The organism is Pseudothioglobus sp. nBUS_23, assembly GCF_051201565.1.
Lineage (GTDB): Bacteria > Pseudomonadota > Gammaproteobacteria > PS1 > Pseudothioglobaceae > Pseudothioglobus.
The window spans coordinates 1,281,764-1,302,443 of the sequence record NZ_CP179200.1 but is presented as its reverse complement, the minus strand read 5'-3'; the positions used below and the strand labels follow the sequence as shown (position 1 = coordinate 1,302,443).

General features: G+C 35.9%; 25 protein-coding genes. 6 read left to right on the top strand and 19 right to left on the bottom strand.

Features of this window, described 5'->3' with window-relative positions; all coding sequences use genetic code 11:
• Positions 1-4: 4 nt before the first annotated feature.
• Positions 5-718: a glutamine amidotransferase-related protein gene (locus ACMAZA_RS06670; protein WP_435188091.1), complete on the top strand. Its 714-nt coding sequence runs from the start codon at positions 5-7 to the stop codon at positions 716-718.
• Here ACMAZA_RS06670 and lhgO read toward each other — a convergent pair.
• From lhgO to ACMAZA_RS06650, 4 genes are read right to left on the bottom strand one after another with little or no spacing between them, the layout of a single operon-like run.
• Entirely contained in the window at positions 710-1,927 is a 1,218-nt protein-coding gene (lhgO, locus tag ACMAZA_RS06665) for an L-2-hydroxyglutarate oxidase (RefSeq protein ID WP_435188089.1), read from the bottom strand. The genes ACMAZA_RS06670 and lhgO overlap by 9 nt on opposite strands.
• Before the next feature lie 52 nt (positions 1,928-1,979).
• Positions 1,980-2,915 carry a glutarate dioxygenase GlaH gene (gene glaH / locus ACMAZA_RS06660; RefSeq protein WP_435188087.1) on the bottom strand — a complete coding sequence of 312 codons (936 nt, stop codon included), beginning with the start codon at positions 2,913-2,915 and terminating at the stop codon, positions 1,980-1,982.
• Entirely contained in the window at positions 2,912-3,445 is a 534-nt protein-coding gene (locus ACMAZA_RS06655) for an RNA pyrophosphohydrolase (protein WP_435188085.1), read from the bottom strand. The genes glaH and ACMAZA_RS06655 overlap by 4 nt, the downstream gene beginning before the upstream one ends.
• A complete protein-coding gene (locus ACMAZA_RS06650) occupies positions 3,445-4,104 on the bottom strand; it encodes a Bax inhibitor-1/YccA family protein (protein ID WP_435188083.1) in 660 nt (219 codons plus the stop codon). Before ACMAZA_RS06650 ends, ACMAZA_RS06655 begins: the two co-directional genes overlap by 1 nt.
• Before the next feature lie 63 nt (positions 4,105-4,167).
• Between ACMAZA_RS06650 and murD the strand changes: the two genes are divergently transcribed.
• On the top strand, positions 4,168-5,472 hold the full coding sequence (murD, locus tag ACMAZA_RS06645; RefSeq protein ID WP_435188082.1) for a UDP-N-acetylmuramoyl-L-alanine--D-glutamate ligase: 1,305 nt from the start codon (positions 4,168-4,170) through the stop codon (positions 5,470-5,472).
• Here murD and miaA read toward each other — a convergent pair.
• Complete coding sequence (miaA, locus tag ACMAZA_RS06640) at positions 5,444-6,373, bottom strand: tRNA (adenosine(37)-N6)-dimethylallyltransferase MiaA (RefSeq protein WP_435188080.1); 930 nt, start codon at positions 6,371-6,373, stop codon at positions 5,444-5,446. The genes murD and miaA overlap by 29 nt on opposite strands.
• Before the next feature lie 69 nt (positions 6,374-6,442).
• On the opposite strand from miaA, the gene ACMAZA_RS06635 reads away from it, so the two are divergent.
• Genes ACMAZA_RS06635 through ACMAZA_RS06620 form a run of 4 tightly spaced genes read left to right on the top strand, consistent with a single transcriptional unit; the run spans position 6,443 to position 9,969 of the window.
• Entirely contained in the window at positions 6,443-7,459 is a 1,017-nt protein-coding gene (locus tag ACMAZA_RS06635; protein ID WP_435188079.1) for a CDP-6-deoxy-delta-3,4-glucoseen reductase, read from the top strand.
• Positions 7,452-7,754, top strand: a complete 303-nt coding sequence (locus ACMAZA_RS06630) for a BolA family protein (protein WP_435188077.1) — start codon at positions 7,452-7,454, stop codon at positions 7,752-7,754. The genes ACMAZA_RS06635 and ACMAZA_RS06630 overlap by 8 nt, the downstream gene beginning before the upstream one ends.
• A 2-nt stretch (positions 7,755-7,756) precedes the next feature.
• A complete protein-coding gene (locus tag ACMAZA_RS06625) occupies positions 7,757-9,298 on the top strand; it encodes a LysM peptidoglycan-binding domain-containing protein (RefSeq protein WP_435188076.1) in 1,542 nt (513 codons plus the stop codon).
• Positions 9,295-9,969, top strand: coding sequence for a hypothetical protein (locus ACMAZA_RS06620; protein ID WP_435188075.1), 675 nt, complete (start codon positions 9,295-9,297; stop codon positions 9,967-9,969). Before ACMAZA_RS06625 ends, ACMAZA_RS06620 begins: the two co-directional genes overlap by 4 nt.
• Here the strand turns inward: ACMAZA_RS06620 and ACMAZA_RS06615 are convergent.
• The 14 genes from ACMAZA_RS06615 to ACMAZA_RS06550 all read right to left on the bottom strand — a co-directional run bounded on the left by ACMAZA_RS06615 (position 9,935) and on the right by ACMAZA_RS06550 (position 20,607).
• Positions 9,935-10,663: a cell division protein FtsQ/DivIB gene (locus tag ACMAZA_RS06615; protein ID WP_435188073.1), complete on the bottom strand. Its 729-nt coding sequence runs from the start codon at positions 10,661-10,663 to the stop codon at positions 9,935-9,937. The two genes, ACMAZA_RS06620 and ACMAZA_RS06615, sit on opposite strands and share 35 nt — an antisense overlap.
• Positions 10,656-11,534, bottom strand: a complete 879-nt coding sequence (locus tag ACMAZA_RS06610; RefSeq protein ID WP_435188071.1) for a D-alanine--D-alanine ligase — start codon at positions 11,532-11,534, stop codon at positions 10,656-10,658. Before ACMAZA_RS06610 ends, ACMAZA_RS06615 begins: the two co-directional genes overlap by 8 nt.
• Positions 11,531-12,364, bottom strand: coding sequence for a UDP-N-acetylmuramate dehydrogenase (gene murB / locus ACMAZA_RS06605; RefSeq protein WP_435188070.1), 834 nt, complete (start codon positions 12,362-12,364; stop codon positions 11,531-11,533). Before murB ends, ACMAZA_RS06610 begins: the two co-directional genes overlap by 4 nt.
• An 8-nt stretch (positions 12,365-12,372) precedes the next feature.
• Positions 12,373-13,782, bottom strand: coding sequence for a UDP-N-acetylmuramate--L-alanine ligase (gene murC / locus ACMAZA_RS06600; RefSeq protein ID WP_435188069.1), 1,410 nt, complete (start codon positions 13,780-13,782; stop codon positions 12,373-12,375).
• Positions 13,779-14,255 (bottom strand): 2-C-methyl-D-erythritol 2,4-cyclodiphosphate synthase, encoded by a 477-nt coding sequence (ispF, locus tag ACMAZA_RS06595; RefSeq protein ID WP_435188068.1) that lies wholly within the window; start codon positions 14,253-14,255, stop codon positions 13,779-13,781. The genes murC and ispF overlap by 4 nt, the downstream gene beginning before the upstream one ends.
• Positions 14,245-14,949: a 2-C-methyl-D-erythritol 4-phosphate cytidylyltransferase gene (gene ispD, locus ACMAZA_RS06590; protein WP_435188066.1), complete on the bottom strand. Its 705-nt coding sequence runs from the start codon at positions 14,947-14,949 to the stop codon at positions 14,245-14,247. The genes ispF and ispD overlap by 11 nt, the downstream gene beginning before the upstream one ends.
• 41 nt (positions 14,950-14,990) lie before the next feature.
• Entirely contained in the window at positions 14,991-15,263 is a 273-nt protein-coding gene (locus ACMAZA_RS06585; protein ID WP_435188064.1) for an FtsB family cell division protein, read from the bottom strand.
• 120 nt (positions 15,264-15,383) lie between these two features.
• The gene (locus ACMAZA_RS06580) at positions 15,384-15,788 is read right to left on the bottom strand and encodes an RDD family protein (RefSeq protein WP_435188062.1); all 405 of its coding nucleotides are present in this window, start codon (positions 15,786-15,788) and stop codon (positions 15,384-15,386) included.
• 26 nt (positions 15,789-15,814) lie between these two features.
• Complete coding sequence (gene xseA, locus ACMAZA_RS06575) at positions 15,815-17,080, bottom strand: exodeoxyribonuclease VII large subunit (protein WP_435188060.1); 1,266 nt, start codon at positions 17,078-17,080, stop codon at positions 15,815-15,817.
• A complete protein-coding gene (locus tag ACMAZA_RS06570) occupies positions 17,073-17,567 on the bottom strand; it encodes a Smr/MutS family protein (RefSeq protein WP_435188058.1) in 495 nt (164 codons plus the stop codon). Before ACMAZA_RS06570 ends, xseA begins: the two co-directional genes overlap by 8 nt.
• A gap of 97 nt (positions 17,568-17,664) precedes the next feature.
• Positions 17,665-17,925 carry a 30S ribosomal protein S20 gene (gene rpsT / locus ACMAZA_RS06565; RefSeq protein ID WP_435188056.1) on the bottom strand — a complete coding sequence of 87 codons (261 nt, stop codon included), beginning with the start codon at positions 17,923-17,925 and terminating at the stop codon, positions 17,665-17,667.
• Positions 17,926-18,006: 81 nt separating this feature from the next.
• Positions 18,007-18,612: a high frequency lysogenization protein HflD gene (hflD, locus tag ACMAZA_RS06560; protein WP_435188054.1), complete on the bottom strand. Its 606-nt coding sequence runs from the start codon at positions 18,610-18,612 to the stop codon at positions 18,007-18,009.
• The gene (mnmA, locus tag ACMAZA_RS06555) at positions 18,605-19,693 is read right to left on the bottom strand and encodes a tRNA 2-thiouridine(34) synthase MnmA (protein ID WP_435188053.1); all 1,089 of its coding nucleotides are present in this window, start codon (positions 19,691-19,693) and stop codon (positions 18,605-18,607) included. The genes hflD and mnmA overlap by 8 nt, the downstream gene beginning before the upstream one ends.
• Complete coding sequence (locus ACMAZA_RS06550) at positions 19,690-20,607, bottom strand: PhoH family protein (RefSeq protein WP_435188052.1); 918 nt, start codon at positions 20,605-20,607, stop codon at positions 19,690-19,692. The genes mnmA and ACMAZA_RS06550 overlap by 4 nt, the downstream gene beginning before the upstream one ends.
• Positions 20,608-20,680: the final 73 nt, after the last annotated feature.

Genomic DNA, 20,680 nt, shown 5'->3' with positions numbered 1-20,680 from the left:
TATAATGAAAATAGGAATACTTTTAGTAGGTAGAGCGTCTGATGATTTAGTCGAAAAATATGGTACCTATGCTGAAATGCTCATTGCTCTTATTAGCTCTGAAAAACACGATTTTAAATTCAAAACCTTTAATATTCTTGATTCAGTGTTTCCTAAGAATCACCTAGAGTGCGATGGCTGGATAGTTACTGGCTCTCCCCATGGTGTCTATGAGGAACATTCTTGGATTCCAAAGGTCAGTGATTTGATTAATGATATTTATCGTTCAAAGATTCCAATATTTGGAGTCTGCTTTGGACATCAACTTATTGCTCAGGCTCTTGGCGGTCATGTAGAAAAATCAATCAAGGGCTGGGGCTTGGGACTGCACACCTATGAAATCAATAATAAAACAGATTATATGGGTAATTTGACAGAGGAAGTAACTCTAAATATCTGTCACCAAGACCAAGTGCTTCAGGTTCCAGAGGGCGCAACGATTTATGCGTCTTCAGAGTTTTGTGAAAATGCTGGCTTTTATATCAATGATAAAGTTTTAACAATGCAAGCACATCCAGAATTTTTGGTTGACTTTATTAAGGCACTATTAAGTGCGAGAAGGGAAGTAACCATTCCCAAGGAGTTTGTTGACCCAGCACTCGTAAAACTAAATTCTTCCCCTGATTCTGTTCAGTCTAAACAGTTTGCTGAGACAATTAGGCAGTTTTTTTTAGGTTAAATTGTTATAAGCTTTTGTTGCTTTTTCAGTAATGTATTTTCCAATTGGAATGGCTGATGTGGCAGCTGGAGATGGCGCATTGCAGACATGAATAGATCGCCTGCTTTCTGCAAATAAAAAGTCATGAACAAGTGTGCCATCTTCTAATACTGCTTGAGCCCTTATTCCTGCTGGGTAAGGCTTCAGATCATTCAGCTTAATTTGAGGGCTATATTTTTGTACTTCTTTTAGATAGCCCCGTTTAAATAATGAATTTTTCATTTCATATACGCCAGATCGAAAGTTCTTTTTTAGCACATTGTGGAACCCTCTAAAGGATAAGAGCCCAAGAGTATCCTTTATACTGAAATTAAATTTTTTATAACCCTCGCGCTTAAATCCTAGAACTGCATTTGGACCAACTGTAATGCTCCCATCAATCATTCTAGTTAAATGCACACCCAAGAAAGGTAGATTGGGATCAGGGATTGGATAGATCAAATGCTTAACAAGGCTATTGTGGTGTTTTTTGAGTCTGTAGTATTCGCCTCGAAAAGGGATGATTTGAAAGTTAATTTTGATGTCAAGTAACTTTGCAACTCTGTCGGCCATAAGTCCAGCGCAGCAAATGAGATACTTTGAGCAGATTTGCTCATTTGAAGTGATTATCTTGATTTGATCTTGATTCTCTTCTAAATTAACAACCTTGGTGTTTAGTAAAAATTCTCCACCAATTGATTCGAACTCTCCTATCATTTTTTTTGTGATTAATTTGTAGTCAACAATTCCAGTTGATTTGACCAGAATCGCTCCAATTCCAGCAATATTAGGCTCGATTTTATGGAGCTCTTCTTGATCTAATATCTCAGCCTCTATTTGATTAGCCTTGCATCTTTCAAATAGTTTGTTCATTCTTTCTAGCTCAAGAGCATTTGTGGCTACAAGTAATTTGCCACATTGCTCAAAGGGAATACCATGGGTATTACAAAATGAAATTGTTTCTTTAAGCCCTTCTCTGCAAAAATCTGCTTTCAAACTGCCGGGCTCATAATAAACACCTGCATGAATCACACCACTATTATGGCCAGTTTGATGTTGTGCAAAAGACCTCTCTTTTTCTAGTAGTAACACTCTTTTTTCAGGGTGCTTGGTTTTCACTGAAAGCGCTGTAGAAACGCCAACAATACCCCCACCCAAAACAACATAGTCAAAGAATTCACCTTTAGACATATCGATAATATGAAAAGAAATACTAAACGATTATATAGTCTGTTGATTAAGGTTAATTAAAAACACCTCTTTGACGAAGTAGTTCACGATGAAGATTTTTATTTGCAGTAAATTTATCCCTTCCATGAAGCCAAAAGTAATTATTAATTATAAGCATGCTGCCCTCATTTAGTTTGACGCTGTAGGTGGCACTTTCATTCTCGAGAGACTCTCCTAGCTCGAAGAGGTAAAGACCCTGTTCCATATTCTTCGGCTCAACAAATTGATCAATATAGGACATCATTGGCTTTCCATCCTCATCTTCATCTAAGAAAATAGGATGAGTGGTCTTATAATCAACATTTTTACTTGATGGTGAGCCCCACTGTAGGTTTTCTTTGGCCAATGGGTGTTCATAAAACTTTTGCAAGTCAGTCCAATCATCAAGGTGAAGTAATAGCGACTCTCCACCCTCAACATTTGATTCTATGATTTTTTGCATGAGCACCCAGTCAGTTTTTTCCTGCACATAAGTCCCATCATTATGAAGCTCCATTCTCCTATGAGCTTGACGAAGATAGCTATCACTGTTATCGTCATTTTTGACGCTAAATCTAGCATAAAACTTTCCAGACATGGAGTCAAGATTTGGCATTCCAATTAAATGCGAAACTGCAGTTGAGAGAAGAATATTAAAGTCTATGAAATCCTCACTTTTAGTGTCCTCATCGCTAGTCCCCTCACATTCTAATAATATCGCTCCAGTTGATCGATTATGAAGATTATCAAGAAGGAGGGAGCCTAATTTATTGTGAGCTAGCTCATTGAGAGTATTGGCAATATGAAAGCGAAGAAAGGGTTTATATTCAATCGACTGGACATTAAATTTCTTTATAGCATTTTTGAAATTTTCAGTGATACCTTTTGAAAGTTTAATTACCTTTAAACGTGGTTGGCTCGGACTTGTTTCTTCAGTAAAGGATTGGTTTTTTTGTCTAGAGTTTGTCATAGCTTAATAGCAGTAAATTGAAGGGGCCTTGAAAATTTTGAAGGAATACTGTGCTCATTTTCAAAAAGAATTGGAGCTAAGGCCTTGAGCATATCTTCATAGACATCCCTTTTAAAATTAATTACCTCATCAACAGGCTTCCAATAATCTACCCATTTCCAGTCATCAAACTCAACATCATCATGTAAATCGAGAGAGATTTCATCATCACTTGAGTCAAGTTTAAGCAAATACCAGACTTGTTTTTGACCGATACACATAGGTTTTTGAGTTCTTCTGACGTGCTCATCTGGAAGTTCATATCTGAGCCACTTAGGAGTTTTGGCAATCAGAGTGACATGAGAAGAATCAAGGCCAACCTCCTCCTGAAGCTCTCGATAAAGAGCATCTAACTCAGTTTCATCTTCATCAATTCCGCCCTGAGGAAGTTGCCACCCGCTTTGCTTGAATCGCTTTGCTAATAGTATCTGTTTTTTGTCATTAGTAATTACAATACCAATATTAGCGCGATATCCATCGCTGTCAATCACTAGTCATTGCCAGAGAAAACACCCAGCAACTGAAGTAAGCTCAAAAACAGATTATAGATTGAAATATATAACGTGACAGTCGCCATGATGTAGTTGGTTTCCCCGCCATGAATAATATTACTTGTTTCATATAGAATCAAGCCGCTCATCAATAAAATGAAAGCAGCAGAAACTGTTAAAGAGAGCACTGGGATCTGGAAAAAATAAGCAGCAATTCCTGCTAGAAATGCCACGATAATTCCCGCAGTCAGAAAGCCAGCTAAAAAGCTAAAGTCTTTTTGTGAAACAATGGCATAGAAGGAAAGCGATAAAAATATTGCTGCAGTCCCTGTCATAGCCATTGCGACAAGCTCCGATCCATTAGAAAAGGCCGTTGTATAAGCGCCAATAATTGGACCAAGTGTCAAGCCCATGAAGCCAGTGAGTGCAAACACTGCTAGTATTCCAGAGGCAGAATTCCTAAGTTTTGTGACTAGAAATAATAACCCGAAGTAACCTCCAAGTGTTATTAAAAGCCCAAAATATGGCAAATTCAGATACATAGAAAGGTATGCCATTAAGCCACTAAAAAGAAGCGTTGCGGATAGAAGTTGATATGTATTTCTTAGTGTTCGATTAATCGCAATCGAACTTGAAGTTGTTTGAACGTTTGTTGGCATAATAAAATTGTAAAAGTAAAAGTGTAAAATATAGTCAATTTTGGTCGAAAACACAAGGTTTTCATGAAACTTATTTTAGGAATGGGCATTACGGGACTGTCAGTTGCTCGATTTTTTACCAATAATAATGAGATTTTTCGAATTGCTGATTCTAGAAAAGAGCCTTCGCTCTTAAAAACTTTCCAAAAAGAACATTTACTTGATAATTGTTATATGGGTGAATGGAGTAAGTCAATTTTGGAGGACATTGATGAAGTTATTATAAGTCCTGGAATAGCTCAGTCAGAAAATATTGTTCAATGGATTAGAGAAAAAAAAATAAAACTTTTAAGTGACATTGAATTATTTGGGCGTCATTCGAATGCGCCTATTATCGGAATTACAGGTTCAAATGGAAAATCTACAGTCACTCAACTCTTGGGTGAGATGGCTATAGCAAGTAGGTTAAATGCTGTTATTTGCGGCAATATTGGAAGTCCTGTTATGGAAAGCATCAGTGATACTGCAGATCTTTATATCGTTGAACTTTCAAGTTACCAGTTGGATTACACAAGTGAACTAGATTTATTCGCTGGAGTTATTACTAATATTTCACCAGATCACCTTGATAGATATCCTAACTATGAGGCCTATATTGCTTCAAAGCTATCAATTTACCCTTATTGTGAAAACGTAATTATCAACCTTGATGAGCCTTTACAAAGTGACATGGCAGGGGATAGTTATTTTGCAATTGAAAAAAATAATTCAAATTGTAGTTTTTTGGCAAGGAAGGCGGGTAGCTCCTATGAAGTTTTCTATAAAGACAAGTGCTTAGTTAGTAGTAATGAATTATTAGTTGTTGGAAAGCATAATATTGAAAATTTATTGGCTGCACTAACCTTGGGTTATCAATTTGGATTACCAATAGATGAAATGATAAAAGTAGCTAAAAATTTTAAAGGTTTGCCTCATCGATTAGAATTTATAACTTCGATTAACCAAGTTGATTTTTACAATGATTCTAAATCAACAAACGCTGTTTCAACTATAACTGCTGTTAATTCACTCCTTGAAAAATACAGTCAAGTAGTTTTAATATTAGGGGGAATAGCAAAACAAGAAAATTATTCAGAACTCATAGAGTTAATAAATGCCAAAGTTCAAACTGTTGTTCTTATTGGAGAGTCTAGTAAGGTTTTTTCTGAGCAACTTTCTGTCCCAACCCTAAAAATTGCAAGGTCCATGAACGAGGCTGTTAGCCTATCTAAATCATTAGCAAAAGGTGGTGCTATTGTTCTCTCACCGGCATGCGCAAGTTTTGATATGTTTGATGATTTTAATGATCGAGGAGATCAATTTAAGCATCATGTGATTGAAGGAAGTTAACTGCTCTCTTGATATCACTATGACTTAATAATAGTCCTTCCTTCTCATTCTTGAGCCAAGTGGATTGTCGCTTGCATAATTGTCTAGTAGCAACTATGGCTTTTTCAATCATCTCTTTTTTGTTATATTTCCCATCAAAGTAATTCCAAACTTGCCTATAACCAACACACCTCATTGAAGCTAAATCAAGATTAAGTTTTTTATTATTCCTGAGAGTTTCTACCTCATCTAAAAAGCCATTTTTCAGCATATCAATAAAACGTTCTTCTATTCTTTCATGCAGCTCTGATCTCTTAGGCATTAGAATAATTTTTTTAATTTGAGCATTGAGTTTCTTGTGATTTTTTTGGCCCTGCAAGCTACTTAAAATTTCCCCTGAAAGATCATGCACTTCGAGTGCTCTCGTTATTCTTTGAGAGTCATTAGGGTGAATTCGCTCAGCAGATTTTGGATCAATTTCTTTAAGTCGTTTATGTAGTTTTTCACTACCTTGTTTTTTTAGAAGCTCATTGAAATGTTTACGAGATTTATCTGTCGACGCTGGTAGGTTAGATATACCATGCTCAAGTGCGTTAAAATAGAAAGAGGTTCCTCCAACCAAAATAGGAAGCTTGCCTTCTTTGAAAGCTAATTCAATTTGTGAAGTTGCTAGGTCAATGAAGTCATTGACAGAAAAACTATCCTCAGGCTCACAAATATCTATGAGTTCATGTGGAAATTCTTTGAGTGTTTTTTTATCGGGCTTAGCAGTGCCAATATCCATGCCTTTATAGATAAGGGCTGAGTCAACACTGATTAACTTTGAATCAATAGTTTTGCTTATTTCAATAGCTAACTCTGTCTTCCCAGAGGCAGTAGGCCCCATCAAAAATAAAACAAATTTTTTTGACCCAATAGTCATATCAATACTAAGCGTATATTTGTATGACCTACATTATAATGTCAGCTTTATTTCTTTATCTCTAAAACGATGTATACGGTTTTGAATCAGGTTAGTGGCAAATCTTTTCAATGTGGAAGTGATGAGACAGTTTTAGATGGTGCCTTAACCAATGGTTTTAACTTTCCCTATGGCTGCCAAAATGGATTTTGTGGTCAATGTAAAGCTGTTATTCTGAACGGTGAAATCGATTATGATGGGCCTACTCCTGAGGCAATTACTGATGAAGATCAGGATGCTAACATTGCTCTATTGTGTCAATGCAAAGCTAAAACTGACTTATACATTGCAATAGACGAGTTAGACTCTCTTGCCAATATTCAGATTCGAAGTATGCCTTGTCGTGTTGAAGAGGTCAATCATTTAAACCATGACGTAGTTCAATTGATTTTGAAGATTCCTGGATCACAATCTCTTCAATATTTGGCTGGTCAATACCTTGACATTGAGCACCCTGACTTTGAGCCTAGAGCTTTTTCAATTGCTAATGCTCCAGTCAATTCAAATTTACTTGAGCTTCACGTGCGTTTGGTTGAAGGAGGGCAGTTCACAAACTTTGTATTCAATGCTTTGACTGAGAAAACAATCTTAAGGATTGAGGGACCTAAGGGTAGTTTCTTTCTCAGAGATGATAGTGATTGCCCAATCATATTTATAGCAGGAGGGACTGGATTTGGTCCCATTAAGGCAATTATTGAGCATTTAATTTTGATGAATTCAACTAGGACTGTTTACTTATACTGGGGTGTTCGAACCGAGCAAGACTTTTATTTAAATCTGCCTCATGAGTGGAGTGAAAAACATGCTAATATTAACTTTGTTCCAGTTTTATCAGAGCCTGATAGTTCATGGAATGGAAAATCTGGCTTTGTGCACGAGACAGTCATGAGTGATTTTGAAAATTTAATTGATTTTGAAGTATACGCCTGTGGCCCTCCTGTTATGGTCAAGGCTGCTGCTAAAAGCTGTATAGAAAATAAATTAGAGAAAGAGAATTTCTTTTCTGACTCATTTGAGTATGCCAATGTGAGCACAGATAATGATTAGTATGCTAAGCCACATAGAAGATCAGCTTCAGCTTGCACTGGAGCCTGAGTACCTTGAAGTGGTGAACGAATCAAGCCAGCATTCAGGGCCTGCAACTGAGTCTCATTTCAAGATTGTTGTAGTTAGCTCAGACTTTGATGAGATGAAGCTGATTGATAGACACCGTTTTATTAATAAGCTCTTCTCTGAAGAGCTTAAACAGATTCATGCACTAGCAATGCACACCTATACTCCGAAAGAATGGGAGAAGAGAAAGGCGGCGCCTGATTCTCCTGAATGCGCTAGCAAGCCCTAAAAGTGATTGTAAGATCACTACTTTTAATCGTAGTTTTAGTTCTGTCTGGTTGCAAGGGCATAGTTGATAGTAATAAATTATCAATCTTCGAGTCAGATACTATTGAAAGTGCTGGTTATTCTGATAATCATGATCTATGGAAAATCATTGCTGAGAATCAAGCAATTAATGTGGACGAAAATCCAAGAATTCAGAGTCATGTCGATTGGATTATTGAGCGACCAGATTACTTGGCCAGTATCTCAAAAAGAGCCGAGCCCTTTCTGTATCTCGTTGTTTCAGAGGTTGAGAAAGAAGAGATGCCGATTGAAATAGCATTGCTACCAATCGTCGAGTCTGATTACTATCCATTTTCATATTCCCATGGAACGGCAACTGGCATTTGGCAATTTATTCCATCAACTGGAAGAATGTATGGGCTTGATGAAGACTGGTGGCACGAAGATAGGAGAGATGTTCTTGCCTCTACAAAGGCAGCAGTGCAATATTTAAAAGATTTAAATCAAATGTTTGATGGAGATTGGCTTCTATCAATTGCAGCCTATAACGCTGGACCAGGAAGGGTTCAAAGAGCCATTGATAATAACATTAAGCAAGGTAAAAAGATCGATTATTGGAGCCTAGATCTGCCCAAAGAAACAGAAAAATATGTTCCAAAGCTTTTAGCAGTAGCAAGGGTTTTAAAAGATCCTGATCGCTTCAATCAGAAACTTACCATGATTGAAAATAAACCATACTTAGAACCAGTTAAGTTAGAATCCCAGTTCGATTTAGCCCTGATTGCTCAGTGGACAAACTTAAGTATTGATGAGATATACTCATTTAACCCTGGCCTTAAAAGATGGGCAACGCCTGAGACCCTGCCTTACACAATTTTGTTGCCTGTTGATGTGGTAGATGACTTCATTGAGACTTTATCTAACCAAAAAAATAGACCTAAGGTGAGTTGGACTCGCTATAAGGTGAAAGAGGGTGACAGCTTAAGTGTCATAGCTCAAAACTTTAATACTACAATTAACCAAATTCAGAGTGTAAATGACATTAAGGGCAACTTAATTAGAGCCAACAGCTATCTGATTGTGCCCTTGGCTAGAGAGAAAGAAGGCTATTACTCATTGTCTGAAACACAAAGAGAGAAAAGTAGATTAAATGCAACCAAAAATTCAGAAAAATTAATCTATAAAGTTGTCTCTGGCGATAGTCTATGGAAGATTTCAAATGATTTCAGTGTGACTATTAATGAACTTGTTAGGTGGAATAAGATAGCTCCAAAAGCACCTCTACAGATTGGTAAAGAATTAGTTATTTTGATTGATGATAAAGAGAAGACAGAGTTAGCTAAAATAACAAATACTGGAATTGATATAAATAGAAAAATAGTCTACACAGTTAAAAGCGGAGATAACCTTTCTTTAATTGCACAAAGATATAAAGTTAAAGTCTCTCAGATTAGAGATTGGAATGACCTAAATGAGAAAGATATTCTGCAACCAGGAGATAAGTTAACCATTACAATTAATGTCGTAAATTCAAATTTATCATGAACAATATTCCAATTAAACAAACAATTCTTGCAACCTTAGCTTTCTCTTATTCCAATTGGCAAAAGATACTAGAAGTGAGTATATTTCCTCTTCTTGCTGCTATACCTTTCATAACTATATTGCCCGAATTAATGGTGACTCTCCAAGCTCAATTATTTGGAGTGGGTGAAGTCCAAGAGTATCCGAGGTTCTATGAACTATATTTGATAATGTTTGACTATGCATACATGGCACTCATTATCAATATCTATCGATTGGTTGTTAAAGGTGATCAGGCAGTTGCAAGACTTGGCGTCGTTTTTCCAAATCTAAGGTTGGGTCGTTTTTTTCTATTGTTTTTATTTTTGTCATTAGCTACTCAGTTTCCAATTTTTATTTCACCTTTCTTGGTCCCTATTATTTATTTTTTACTTATTCCGATGTCCCTTAACCTAGTTGGTTTAGCAAATGATGCTTCCTTCACAAAAATCAAACTCTCCCTTAGTGTTCAATTTGGTGTTTTAATAATTAAATTAGGAGTTCCAGCTATACTGCTTGGCCTGATAATTCTGTTGGGCGTTGGCCAAGTGATCTTCTGGGTTGTTATGGGCTTGATTGTTTACTGGATGGCAATTAGTTTTGCACTTTGCTATAGGGTTATTCTGGCGAATAACTCAGCGCAAAGCCGTTAGGGTATCGCATATCAAAAATACCTCTTGTTCTAATTTTTTTATATTTTTTTAGTTTCTCAAAAGATTTAACAAATATCTCTAAGCGTTCATTTTGTCTTTGGTGTCCTAAAATAACTTTTATATTGTTTTCAAGAGTTAATTCGTCGATCGATGTTCTTTCAAGGATAGAAATTTTAACTGGGTCTAAAATTGCTTGATATTGTCTAAAGTCAAAGAAAGCGTCAGTTGCATTTGACTCTGAAAAAAGCCCTAGAGGCGCTTCTGATCTGATTGTGAAGTCTGGCTTAAATAGAACTCCTTTAGATGAGATATAGCCATCAGAGCCCCACCGCATAGCAATATCATGCTCTTGGATCGATACCTTAATTTGATTCCAAAAAATCCTCTCAGCTTCTGCATTGGAGACTCGTTGACTCTCTCTTAGCTTGATTTTTATTTGATTAAGATTTATTCGGTATTTATTATCAATTAGTGGTTTAATTAAATCTTCATATCGTTGGGCGTCGGTAACTAAAACACCATCAATCTCCCAGGAAATTTTTGGATCTAGGAGTTTTGAGCGATCAACTAAATAAATCACAAAAATTAAAGCAAGAGCTAAGACCAAATAAGCTAGTTTTCTAGCTAGTTTTCTAACAACACTAGTTACGGGAGTTTTTTGTTTTTTGACTTGATTTTTTCTTTCCTTAGCCATTAAGTATTTTGATAACTAATTCGTTAAAGCTTATATTTGAGGCTTTGGCTGCCATCGGTACAAGAGAGTGAGAGGTCATTCCAGGAACAGTGTTAATCTCCAAAAGAAAAGGATTTCTATCCTTGTCAAGTATAAAGTCAACTCGCCCCCAGCCAGAAGCTCCAGTTAAATTGAATGCTTCTAGAGCTATATTTTGAAGGTTAAGTTCTTGCTCGCTATTTAAATCTGAAGGACAAAGGTATTCAGTTTTGTTGCTGAAGTATTTTGAATGATAATCATAAATCTCATGATCCGATGTTATCTTGATACTTGGAAGGGCATGATTGTTCAAGATTGAAACAGTATATTCATCACCATCAATCCACTGCTCTATTAAGGCTTGATTACCATATTGAAATGCTTCTTTTAGTGCAGAATCTAGTTCCGATTCATTTGCCACTTTAGTAATCCCAATGCTTGAGCCCTCCAGAGTAGGTTTGACTGCCCATGGTAAAGGAAAAGAAATAGTGTCAAGTGGTTTTCCTTTGGATGCAACTATTGAATCAGATAATGGCAGGTTATTGTTTTTCCATAGGTCTTTTGTTAGAGCTTTATCCATGCACAAACTTGAGGATTTTGCATCTGATCCCGTGAATGGAATATTTTTTTTAGTCAACTCAGATTGTATAAAGCCATCCTCACCACCACGTCCATGAAGAACAATAAATGCCTTATTGAAGTCGATCTTCCAAAGTTCTTGAAGATTCTGAACGTTCAGATCAAATGAGAAGCAATCAATTCTGCTTTCACAAAGAGCCTGATAAACTGCTTCTCCACTCAAAAGAGATATTTCGCGTTCAGCAGAATAGCCACCCATTAAAACAGCAATCATATAATTATTATTTCCGTTTCAAGTTCTATGTCGAATTGCTGCTTAATTACATCTTGAATGTGAGCAATTAAATTTTCAATATCCTGGGCCGTCGCATTATCCTGATTAATAATATAGTTAGCATGCTTATCTGAAACGCAAGCGCCTCCAATGCAATAACCCTTGAGTCCACTAGACTCTATAAGTTTTGCAGCAAAATGATTTTTTGGATTCTTGAATACACTTCCACAACTTGGAAGTCCAATAGGTTGGGTAGAGTTTCTCTTTTTGAGTAATTCACTTACATCATCATTCTGCTCCTTTAAGTTGAAATTAAAAACAGCACTAACAAAAAACTCATTGCTATTTTTATGGATGGTGGAGCGATAAGCAATCTCAAAATCACTAGGTTTTCTATCCTTAATTTCTCCTGAGTAACTCATCGTTTTAACCGACACGACATATTGCCAAATTTCAGAGCCAAATGCACCTGCATTCATTGCAAGCGCTCCTCCAACTGATCCAGGAATTGCACTTAGAAATTCAGCACCATATTTAAAATTAGCTAAAGCGAATCTTGACAACTTTGCTAGTGAAGTTCCAGCACCAGACTCAATAAAGTTATCAGAAATATTGAGTTCTTTAAGATTTTTCGTATGGATTGTGACGCCATCAAAGCCTTTGTCTCGGACTAAAAGATTACTTCCTAAACCGACCATTAGGATGGGTTTTGAGTTGTTTTGTAAAAACTTTGATAACTCAAGAATGTCGAGGGGCTGAAAAAATTCACTCGTCTCTCCACCAGATCTAAGGGAGCAGTGTTTTGACATTGGTTCGTTGATTTTAAGCATGCTCCTTTCTAACAAAAATGCTCTTTGAGCTGGTGAGGGATTTTGTTTACATCTCCTGCACCAAGTGTAAGAATCACGTCATTTTCTGAACTAATATTTGGAATGATTTCAATAATTTCCTCAATATCTTTAGCAACTATAGGATCTATCGAGCTTCTCCTTCTGATTGAATCAGCAAGTGTTGATGAGCTTATCGTATTTATTGGGGCTTCATTTGCAGAATAAATATTAAGAAGGATTAATGCGTCAACTTTAGAGAGACTGCTTACAAATTCATTGAACAGATCCCTAGTTCTAGAGTAACGATGGGGCTGAAAAATGACAACAAGTCTCTTATCTGGAAAAGTGTTTCTTAGGGTGCTGAATACTTCAGAAATTTCATTTGGATGATGTCCATAATCATCAAATAAAGGAATATTTTGATTGTTTATTTTTAGTTCCTGGTGATAATCTAACCTTCTAGATACGCCACTAAAGTGGGATAGGGCTTTTTGAATATCTTCGATATTAATATCAAGCTCTAATGAAACGCTTATTGCTGCAAGTGCATTAAGTATGTTGTGTCTACCAATTAAATTGAGAGAAACTGGAAAACTCTTTTGATATTTTTGACAACTAACATCGAATGTCATTTTCATTTTGTCTTGAGAGATATTTAAGGCTTTTACGTCTGCATCATTGCCAAATCCATAACTTAAAACGGGTCTATGAATTTTTTTAAGAATATCTCTTACGCCTTGATCATCAGTACATGCAACGCAAATTCCATAGAATGGAAGATTTGATGTGAAGTTAATAAAAGCTTCTGTCAGTTTTTCATAATTGTGATTGTAAGTTGCCATGTGGTCTTCATCTATGTTGGTGATGACACTCAACATTGGCTGAAGATGAAGGAATGAGGCGTCACTCTCGTCTGCTTCAGCAATGAGGTAGTCACTATTGCCTAGTTTTGCATTCATTCCAGTTGCATTAATAATTCCACCAATAATATAGGTTGGATCAAGTTTTGCCTCACTCAAAATTTGAACAATAAGGCTTGTTGTAGTTGTTTTTCCATGAGTTCCGGAGACTGCAATCCCGAATCGAAACCGCATCAATTCTCCCAGCATTTCTGCCCTGGGTACTATTAGTAATTTTTGCTGCCTCGCCTCCTGAAGCTCTGGATTATTTTTATTGATTGCTGACGACACAACAACTGCTTGCTTTCCTAAAACATTTTCTGCTTTTTGTGAATAGTTAATGGTGCATCCAAGCTTTTCAAGTTTTTTAGTAGCGTCACTAGATTGAATATCAGATCCTGATATCTCATAACCCAGGTTTACAAGTACTTCAGCAATACCACTCATGCCTGATCCGCCAATACCTATAAAATGAATTTTTTTAATTTTTGATCGAGTAGGGTTGTCTATTAGAGTCATGATTTACTTACTGTGATTATTGTGATGGCTTGAATCCCTTCGCCTTTACCAAAGGCAGTTAGGCTCTCACCAGTGGTTGCGGTAATTCCAATATCGGTGGTATTAATTTTACATATTTGCGCAATATTTTCCTTCATAGCACTAATTTGGGGAGATATTTTTGGAGTTTGGCACTCAATGGCTACGGCTATGTGATTTATTTTCCATTCAGCCAAATCACTCAGTGCAAGTTTCAAATATTCGCTGCTGTCTTTATGTCCATTTTGTGCAAGTTGATCTGCGACATCACCCAAGATATTTTTACCAGTTATGCTGGAAATTGAATTAGTTATTGAGTGAAAAACTACATCAGCATCGCTATTTCCCTCTAACCCAAATGGGTGCGTAAATCTAATACCACCTAGCATTAAAGGCTTTCCTTTTTGATTTTCAAACCGGTGAGAGTCTTGGCCAATGCCTGTTTTAATATTCATGATGCTTCAAAAAATAGTTTGCTAGATGGATGTCTTCTTGAGTTGTAATTTTAATATTACTAGATGAGCCTTCAACAATTCTAATTGAATAATTTAGACTTTCAAGCGCTTCAGATTCATCAGTTATATGCATATTGCTTTTTATTGCTTTTTCAATTGAATCTTTCAAAATAGCATATCTAAACATTTGAGGTGTTTGTGCAATGTAAAGTTTTTGTCTATCGATCGTTGAAACCAGTCCACCATTATTTTTTTGTTTAACTGTATCAACTATTCTATTAGCAAGAATACCACCAACCTTATCATCCGCAACCTCTTCAATAAGATTATTGATATCTTCTTTTCTAATGCAAGGTCTTACTGCATCATGCACCAACACCCAGTCGTTTGGTTTTGCAGTTTGATCTAAAGCATTTAATGCATTCAGAACAGAATGAAATCTTTCTTTGCCACCAGTAGCGATTGAAATCAGTTTGGGGTCTTTTGCAAAATCGGAAGATTTGAAGTGTGAATCTTTTTTATCAAGAGCAACAATAAATCCTGAAATTAGATCATTTGACAAGATAGTATTGAGGCACTGATCAAGAATGGTTAAGCCATTCTCTAAAATAATATATTGCTTTGGAATTGTGGAATTCATTCTTTGGCCAATTCCACTTGCTGGGACGACAAGAAAATATTTATCTTTATTCATATTTGAGGTTACACCCAGGCAATTTTGATCAATTCACTCAATTATAATGTAGCCTCGTCATTTTCTGTTGATGCTTCTGTCTCAACTGTCCTATTAACCTTGAAAAAAAACTCTCCCTCTTTAATTAATCCGTACTTAAATCTTGCTTTAGATTCAATTAAATTCAAGTCTTCTTCGGTGTAGCCTTTGATCTTGCTTTCAAGAATGGTATTTTCAGAAGCTAAATTGGCATTGTTGACTCTAATTTGATCAATTGATCTCTCTCTTTCAAAAACAACACCAGGAAAATTATTTTCAAAAATATTTTGCTTCACCAATGCTATCAATACAACAATTAAGGCAAGAGTAAATTTATTCTTGTAGATAAAAGTAATAACACCAGATTGTGCTTTAGGCTTCAAAATTAGATTGGTAGTAGATGGTTGCGTGACATTTTATTTATAAATTGAGCTCAGGTATGTTCTAGAATAGTAGTCGTGAATGGGCAATCTATTTTTGTTAAGGAGTTGAAAGATTAAACCAAGCCCAATTAGAGATACAATAGCCAACGAAAAGCGAACAAAAGATTGTTTAAAAGTTATATTTGCCCCATTTTTCTGAACAATTTCAAATTTCCATGCTCGCATTCCAAGGGTCTGCCTTCCTTTAACCCAAGATATTGAAAAATATAAAAAAATTGCAGGAAGTGTTACTAAAAAAAAGAAAAAACTATTTGTAATTGGTTCTTTATTGTTGACAAGAATTACAACACCAGCAACAAAGAAAACAAATGAAAATACTAGGAAAAAATCATAGCTTATTGAGCCAATTCTCCTGAATAGTGTGACATCGGATTTCATATGTAAATTATTTACTTTTATATGTTTTAATTATCCTCTTTATTGACAACTTTTGAAGTAACTTTTCCATCATGAAATTTAGTAAAAATTAAGTCATTGGCTTTTATTTTTTTGACTGATGTAATTATCTTTCCTTCTTTATTTTGAGTCATTGTATAGCCTCTAGAGATGGTATTAAGGGGTGAAAGTAAGTTTAGTGAATTTCCATAATTAGCAAGATCATTCTGATTTGTTTTAATAAAGTTTTGTGACAGGACTCTTAATTGAGAAGATAATTGTTTTAAGTATTCTTTGTGGACATTAACAACTGATTGGTTAAGTTTTAATAATCTTAATTCGTATTCATCAAGTTTTTGAGCGTTGAGAAGAAGTTGTTGGCTTGGATCAATAATTTTAAGCTTGAGAAGTGCCAAGGTATTTTTCTTTGATTCAATAGATTGTTTTATTGAATCACATAGATATTGTTTGAGTTTTGAAGCATTGTAAAGGATTGTATTTATATCAGGAGTTGCTGCTACGGCAGCAGCAGAAGGTGTTGGAGCTCTGAGATCTGAGACAAAATCAGCAATCGTTGTATCAGTCTCATGCCCTATAGAACTAATAATAGGTGTTGAGCATCCATATATTTCCCTTGCAAGATCTTCTTCATTAAAAGCCCACAAATCCTCTAATGAGCCTCCACCTCGTGCAAGAATGATGACGTCACAATTCTTAGATTGATCAGCCGCCTTAAGCGCTTTGATAATTTTTTTATGAGCGTTTTCGCCTTGAACTATGGTGTCATAGAGGAGTATTTGTGCAAATGGATAGCGTGATTTTAATACCTTGATAATATCTTTAATGACTGCACCTGATGCAGAAGAAATAACTCCAATTTTTTTGGGAAATAAAGGAATATTTTTTTTGCTATCTGAATCAAATAATCCTTCTATTCGTAACTTATTTTTTAACTGATCAAATGCCAACTGAAGGTTTCCAATCCCTGCAGGCTCCATCTGCTGAATGATAAGTTGAAAATCACCCCGCTGAGGGTAAAGAGTTGTTACCCCTCTAATGATTACGGACATTCCATTTTCAGGAGAGAATTTAATTTTTCTTTGATTTAATCTAAAAAAAGCACATCTTACTTGTCCATTTTTATCTTTAAGAGTGAAATACCAGTGGCCTGAAGAGGGCTTTGATAAGTTGGAGATTTCGCCTTGGACAAAGCACTGGGGTATATTTTTCTCAATCGTGTTTTTACACAACTTAATATAGTCGGAGACTGAGTATATTTCCTCAAGGTTAAACATTTGCTTTTAAATGAACAAATACCGCACCGGTTCCTCCCATGTCTTGGGGGCACGAGCAAAAGGCTAGAACATTGGGGTGTTGTTTTAAGTAATGAATTACTTGAGATTTCATAATTGAGAGTCCATTATTAGAATGATATCCCTTGCCATGAATAATTTGGATAAACCGTTTATCTGAGTGAAAATGAATAAAGTCTGATAAAGATCGGCAAGCCTCTTCTATTTTGTATCCATGTAAGTCAATAGATGGGGTATGACCAATATTGCCTTGCTTCATCTTTTTTAATGTTTTTGGAGAAAGGCCATCAACATTATGAATGACTTCTTGAGAGCCAGAAATATTTGGCTCATAAAGAAAACTATAATTTTCAAAAGGCCCTTCTGATTTTTTTTTAATGGTTTTATTCTCTCTAGAGCTGTCCTTGTCAACTGGCTGCTGATGTTCAACTGCTGACCTAAACAAGGACTTATCGCTTTCATTAATCATGGCGTTAAAAACCTTCAAACATAAAAAAACCCTCAGTGAGGGTTTAATTATAGCAATGATTTGATAATCTAGAAGTGAACCTAGGGTTAAAGCCTCTTTATAGAGCTTTAATTTGGTTACTAATACGAGATTTTTTTCTAGCAGCAAGATTCTTATGAATTAAACCCTTGCTGACTGCTTGATCAATATTTTTCTGCATATCAGCAAAGCCACTTGTAGCCTCTTTTTTATCTCCAGCCTCAATTGCATAAGTAACTTTCTTGATAAAAGTACGAACTTTTGCTCTAATCTGTGAGTTATGCTTGTTGCGCTTTACTGCTTGTCTTGCGCGTTTTTTTGAGCCTGCTGAATTAGCCATATAATTAAATTATGCTTAAATTAAGAAAACACGAATTATAGAGTCTCACCTGCAATTATGCAAGCATTAAATATGATTAAGTTAACTTGCAAGTGAATTGAGATGTTGCAATGTTTTCTTTTTACCAAACAATAAGTGCCAGGTCTTTCCACCTTGAGTTTTCCATAATGAAACCGCCCTAATACCGGCCAAGAGTAGCGCTCTAATGTGATTGGCAGTATGTTGATTTGATAAATAAATTTGTTCTCCACGAACCATAATGGTAGGGTTGAGGCTTCCGAGGGTGTTTTTGTAAAGTTCAGCTAGACGGGCAATCGAATTGCTGTGGTATACATCAAAAAATTCCTGTTTGTTTATGAGAGTAATTTCCTCTGAAATCTGATTCAATAGATTGGGTTTTTTCATTAATTTCTTTTCTAGATTAATCAAAGCTGTCGCATAGACCATCACATTGTGCATTTCTATTGTCTTTTTCTCAAGAATGAGCTTTAAAGAATCAAAACCAGTTTTTAAATCTTCAGGTGAGGTAAAAATTTCATCGATAGAGTCACTCGAACTAACAATACTGTTCAGACTTGCTTTATTGGTATGACTATCGCACTCTCCAGAAATAGCAAGCTGATGAACTAGTGCAGATGATTGAAAAATACTTGCAAGGGCTATAGTTTGTTTTGCTGACTTATTCATTGTGTCTAGATTTAATTACACTTCCACCAAGGCATCTATCACCATCATAAAAAACTACTGATTGACCTGGAGTTATGGCTCTTTGAGAATCTGCAAAGAAAACCTTTATAGTTTGGTCTTCACCAACTGAAACAGTACAGTCTTGTGAGGCCTGACGGTAACGTATTTTAGCACTACATCTCATTGGCATTTCAGGTTCATCATCAATCCAGTGAATGTCATCAGCTACCAATGAATCATGATAAAGTAAATGGTGATCTCCTTGAACAGCAACTATTTGATTTGATTCAGTTAATTTGTCAGCTACAAACCAAGGTTCTTGAGATTTACCGTGTCCTCCTCCAATTTCAAGACCTTTTCTTTGCCCAATAGTATAGAAAGGAAGGCCATTATGGTGCTTAATAAAAGACCCATCCTGATCAACAATGTCACCTTTCTCTTTAGGCAGAAATGTCGTTAGGAACTCTGAAAATGGCCTTTCGCCTATAAAACAGATGCCCGTTGAATCTTTTTTATCTGCGGTGACAAAGTGATTATTTTTTGCAATGTCACGAACCTCATTTTTATCAATCTCTCCAAGAGGGAATAAGCTTTGTGAAAGTTGTTCTTGATTAAGCAAATGAAGAAAGTAGCTTTGATCCTTATTACCATCGATACCTGCTCTTAGGAAGTATCTTCCATTTTCTACACTAATCCTTGCATAGTGGCCTGTAGCGATTTTTGTTGCTCCAAGATCTTTGGCGTAGTCTAGGAATGCTTTAAATTTGATTCTTTGATTACATAAAACGTCAGGATTAGGAGTGCGTCCTTTTTTATGTTCAGCCAGAAAATGTTCAAAAACATCTTCCCAGTATTCATGAGAAAAGTTGACGGTATGAAGCTTTATTCCCAATACATCCGCAACCTGCTGTGCATCGGCTAAATCTTCAGAGGCGCTACAATATTCATCTTCATCGTCTTCATCCCAGTTTTTCATGAATAATGCTTCAACTTTATAACCTTGCTTAAGAAGTAAATATGCAGCAACTGAGGAATCAACTCCTCCAGAAAGACCAACAATTACTTTAGATTTGCTATTCATTTAGCTTTGTCATAAGCACTAACAATTTTTTTCACGAGTTGGTGCCTTACAACATCATGAGCATCAAAGTTGCAAAAGGAAATATGATCAATATTTTTAAGAATCTTTATGGCATCAGTCAGCCCAGATTGGCTTGGGTTGGGTAAGTCAATTTGAGTAATATCACCAGTTATCACCATCTTTGAGCCAAAACCCATTCTTGTTAAAAACATCTTCATTTGAGGAATGGTCGTATTCTGAGCCTCATCAAGAATGATATATGATTCATTCAAGGTTCTTCCTCTCATAAATGCCAATGGGGCAACCTCGATAACATGCTTTTCGATTAATTTATTGACCCTTTCAAAGCCAATAAATTCATACAATGCATCATAGATTGGTCGAAGATAAGGATCAACCTTCTCACTCAAATCTCCTGGCAGAAAACCTAACTTTTCACCAGCTTCTACAGCCGGTCTAACCAAAACTATTCTTTTTACATTTGAATTTTCTAGTGCCTCAACAGCTCTAGCAACGGCCAGGTAAGTTTTGCCAGTTCCTGCTGGTCCAACAGCGAAAACCGCATCATTTTCTAAAATAGCATTGACGTATTTTTGCTGATTGCCGCTTCTAATATGAATATGTTTTCTACTGGTTTTAATTGTAATAGATGGAGCATCACCATTTGGACTGTTCAGTGATTTAATACTTAAGTCTATATCACTAAAATCAATTGTTTTCTTTTCTGAGATCAACAAAAGGTCTTGGAGAACAGAAACTGCTTCAGCTGCATTATTCCCCTTGATATTGAAATCAGCACCTTTGTTACTTATGGTTACATTTAGATTGTTTGCAATATTTTCAAGGTTTTTGTCAAGACTCCCACAAATGTTGGCAAGCTGTTCAGAGCGTTTAATATCTAAAGAAAATTTCATGAATTATATTTTACTGAATTAGTTTGAAAACAAATGTTAAGTTGCAAGATTTTGAAGACTAATTGATTTATCA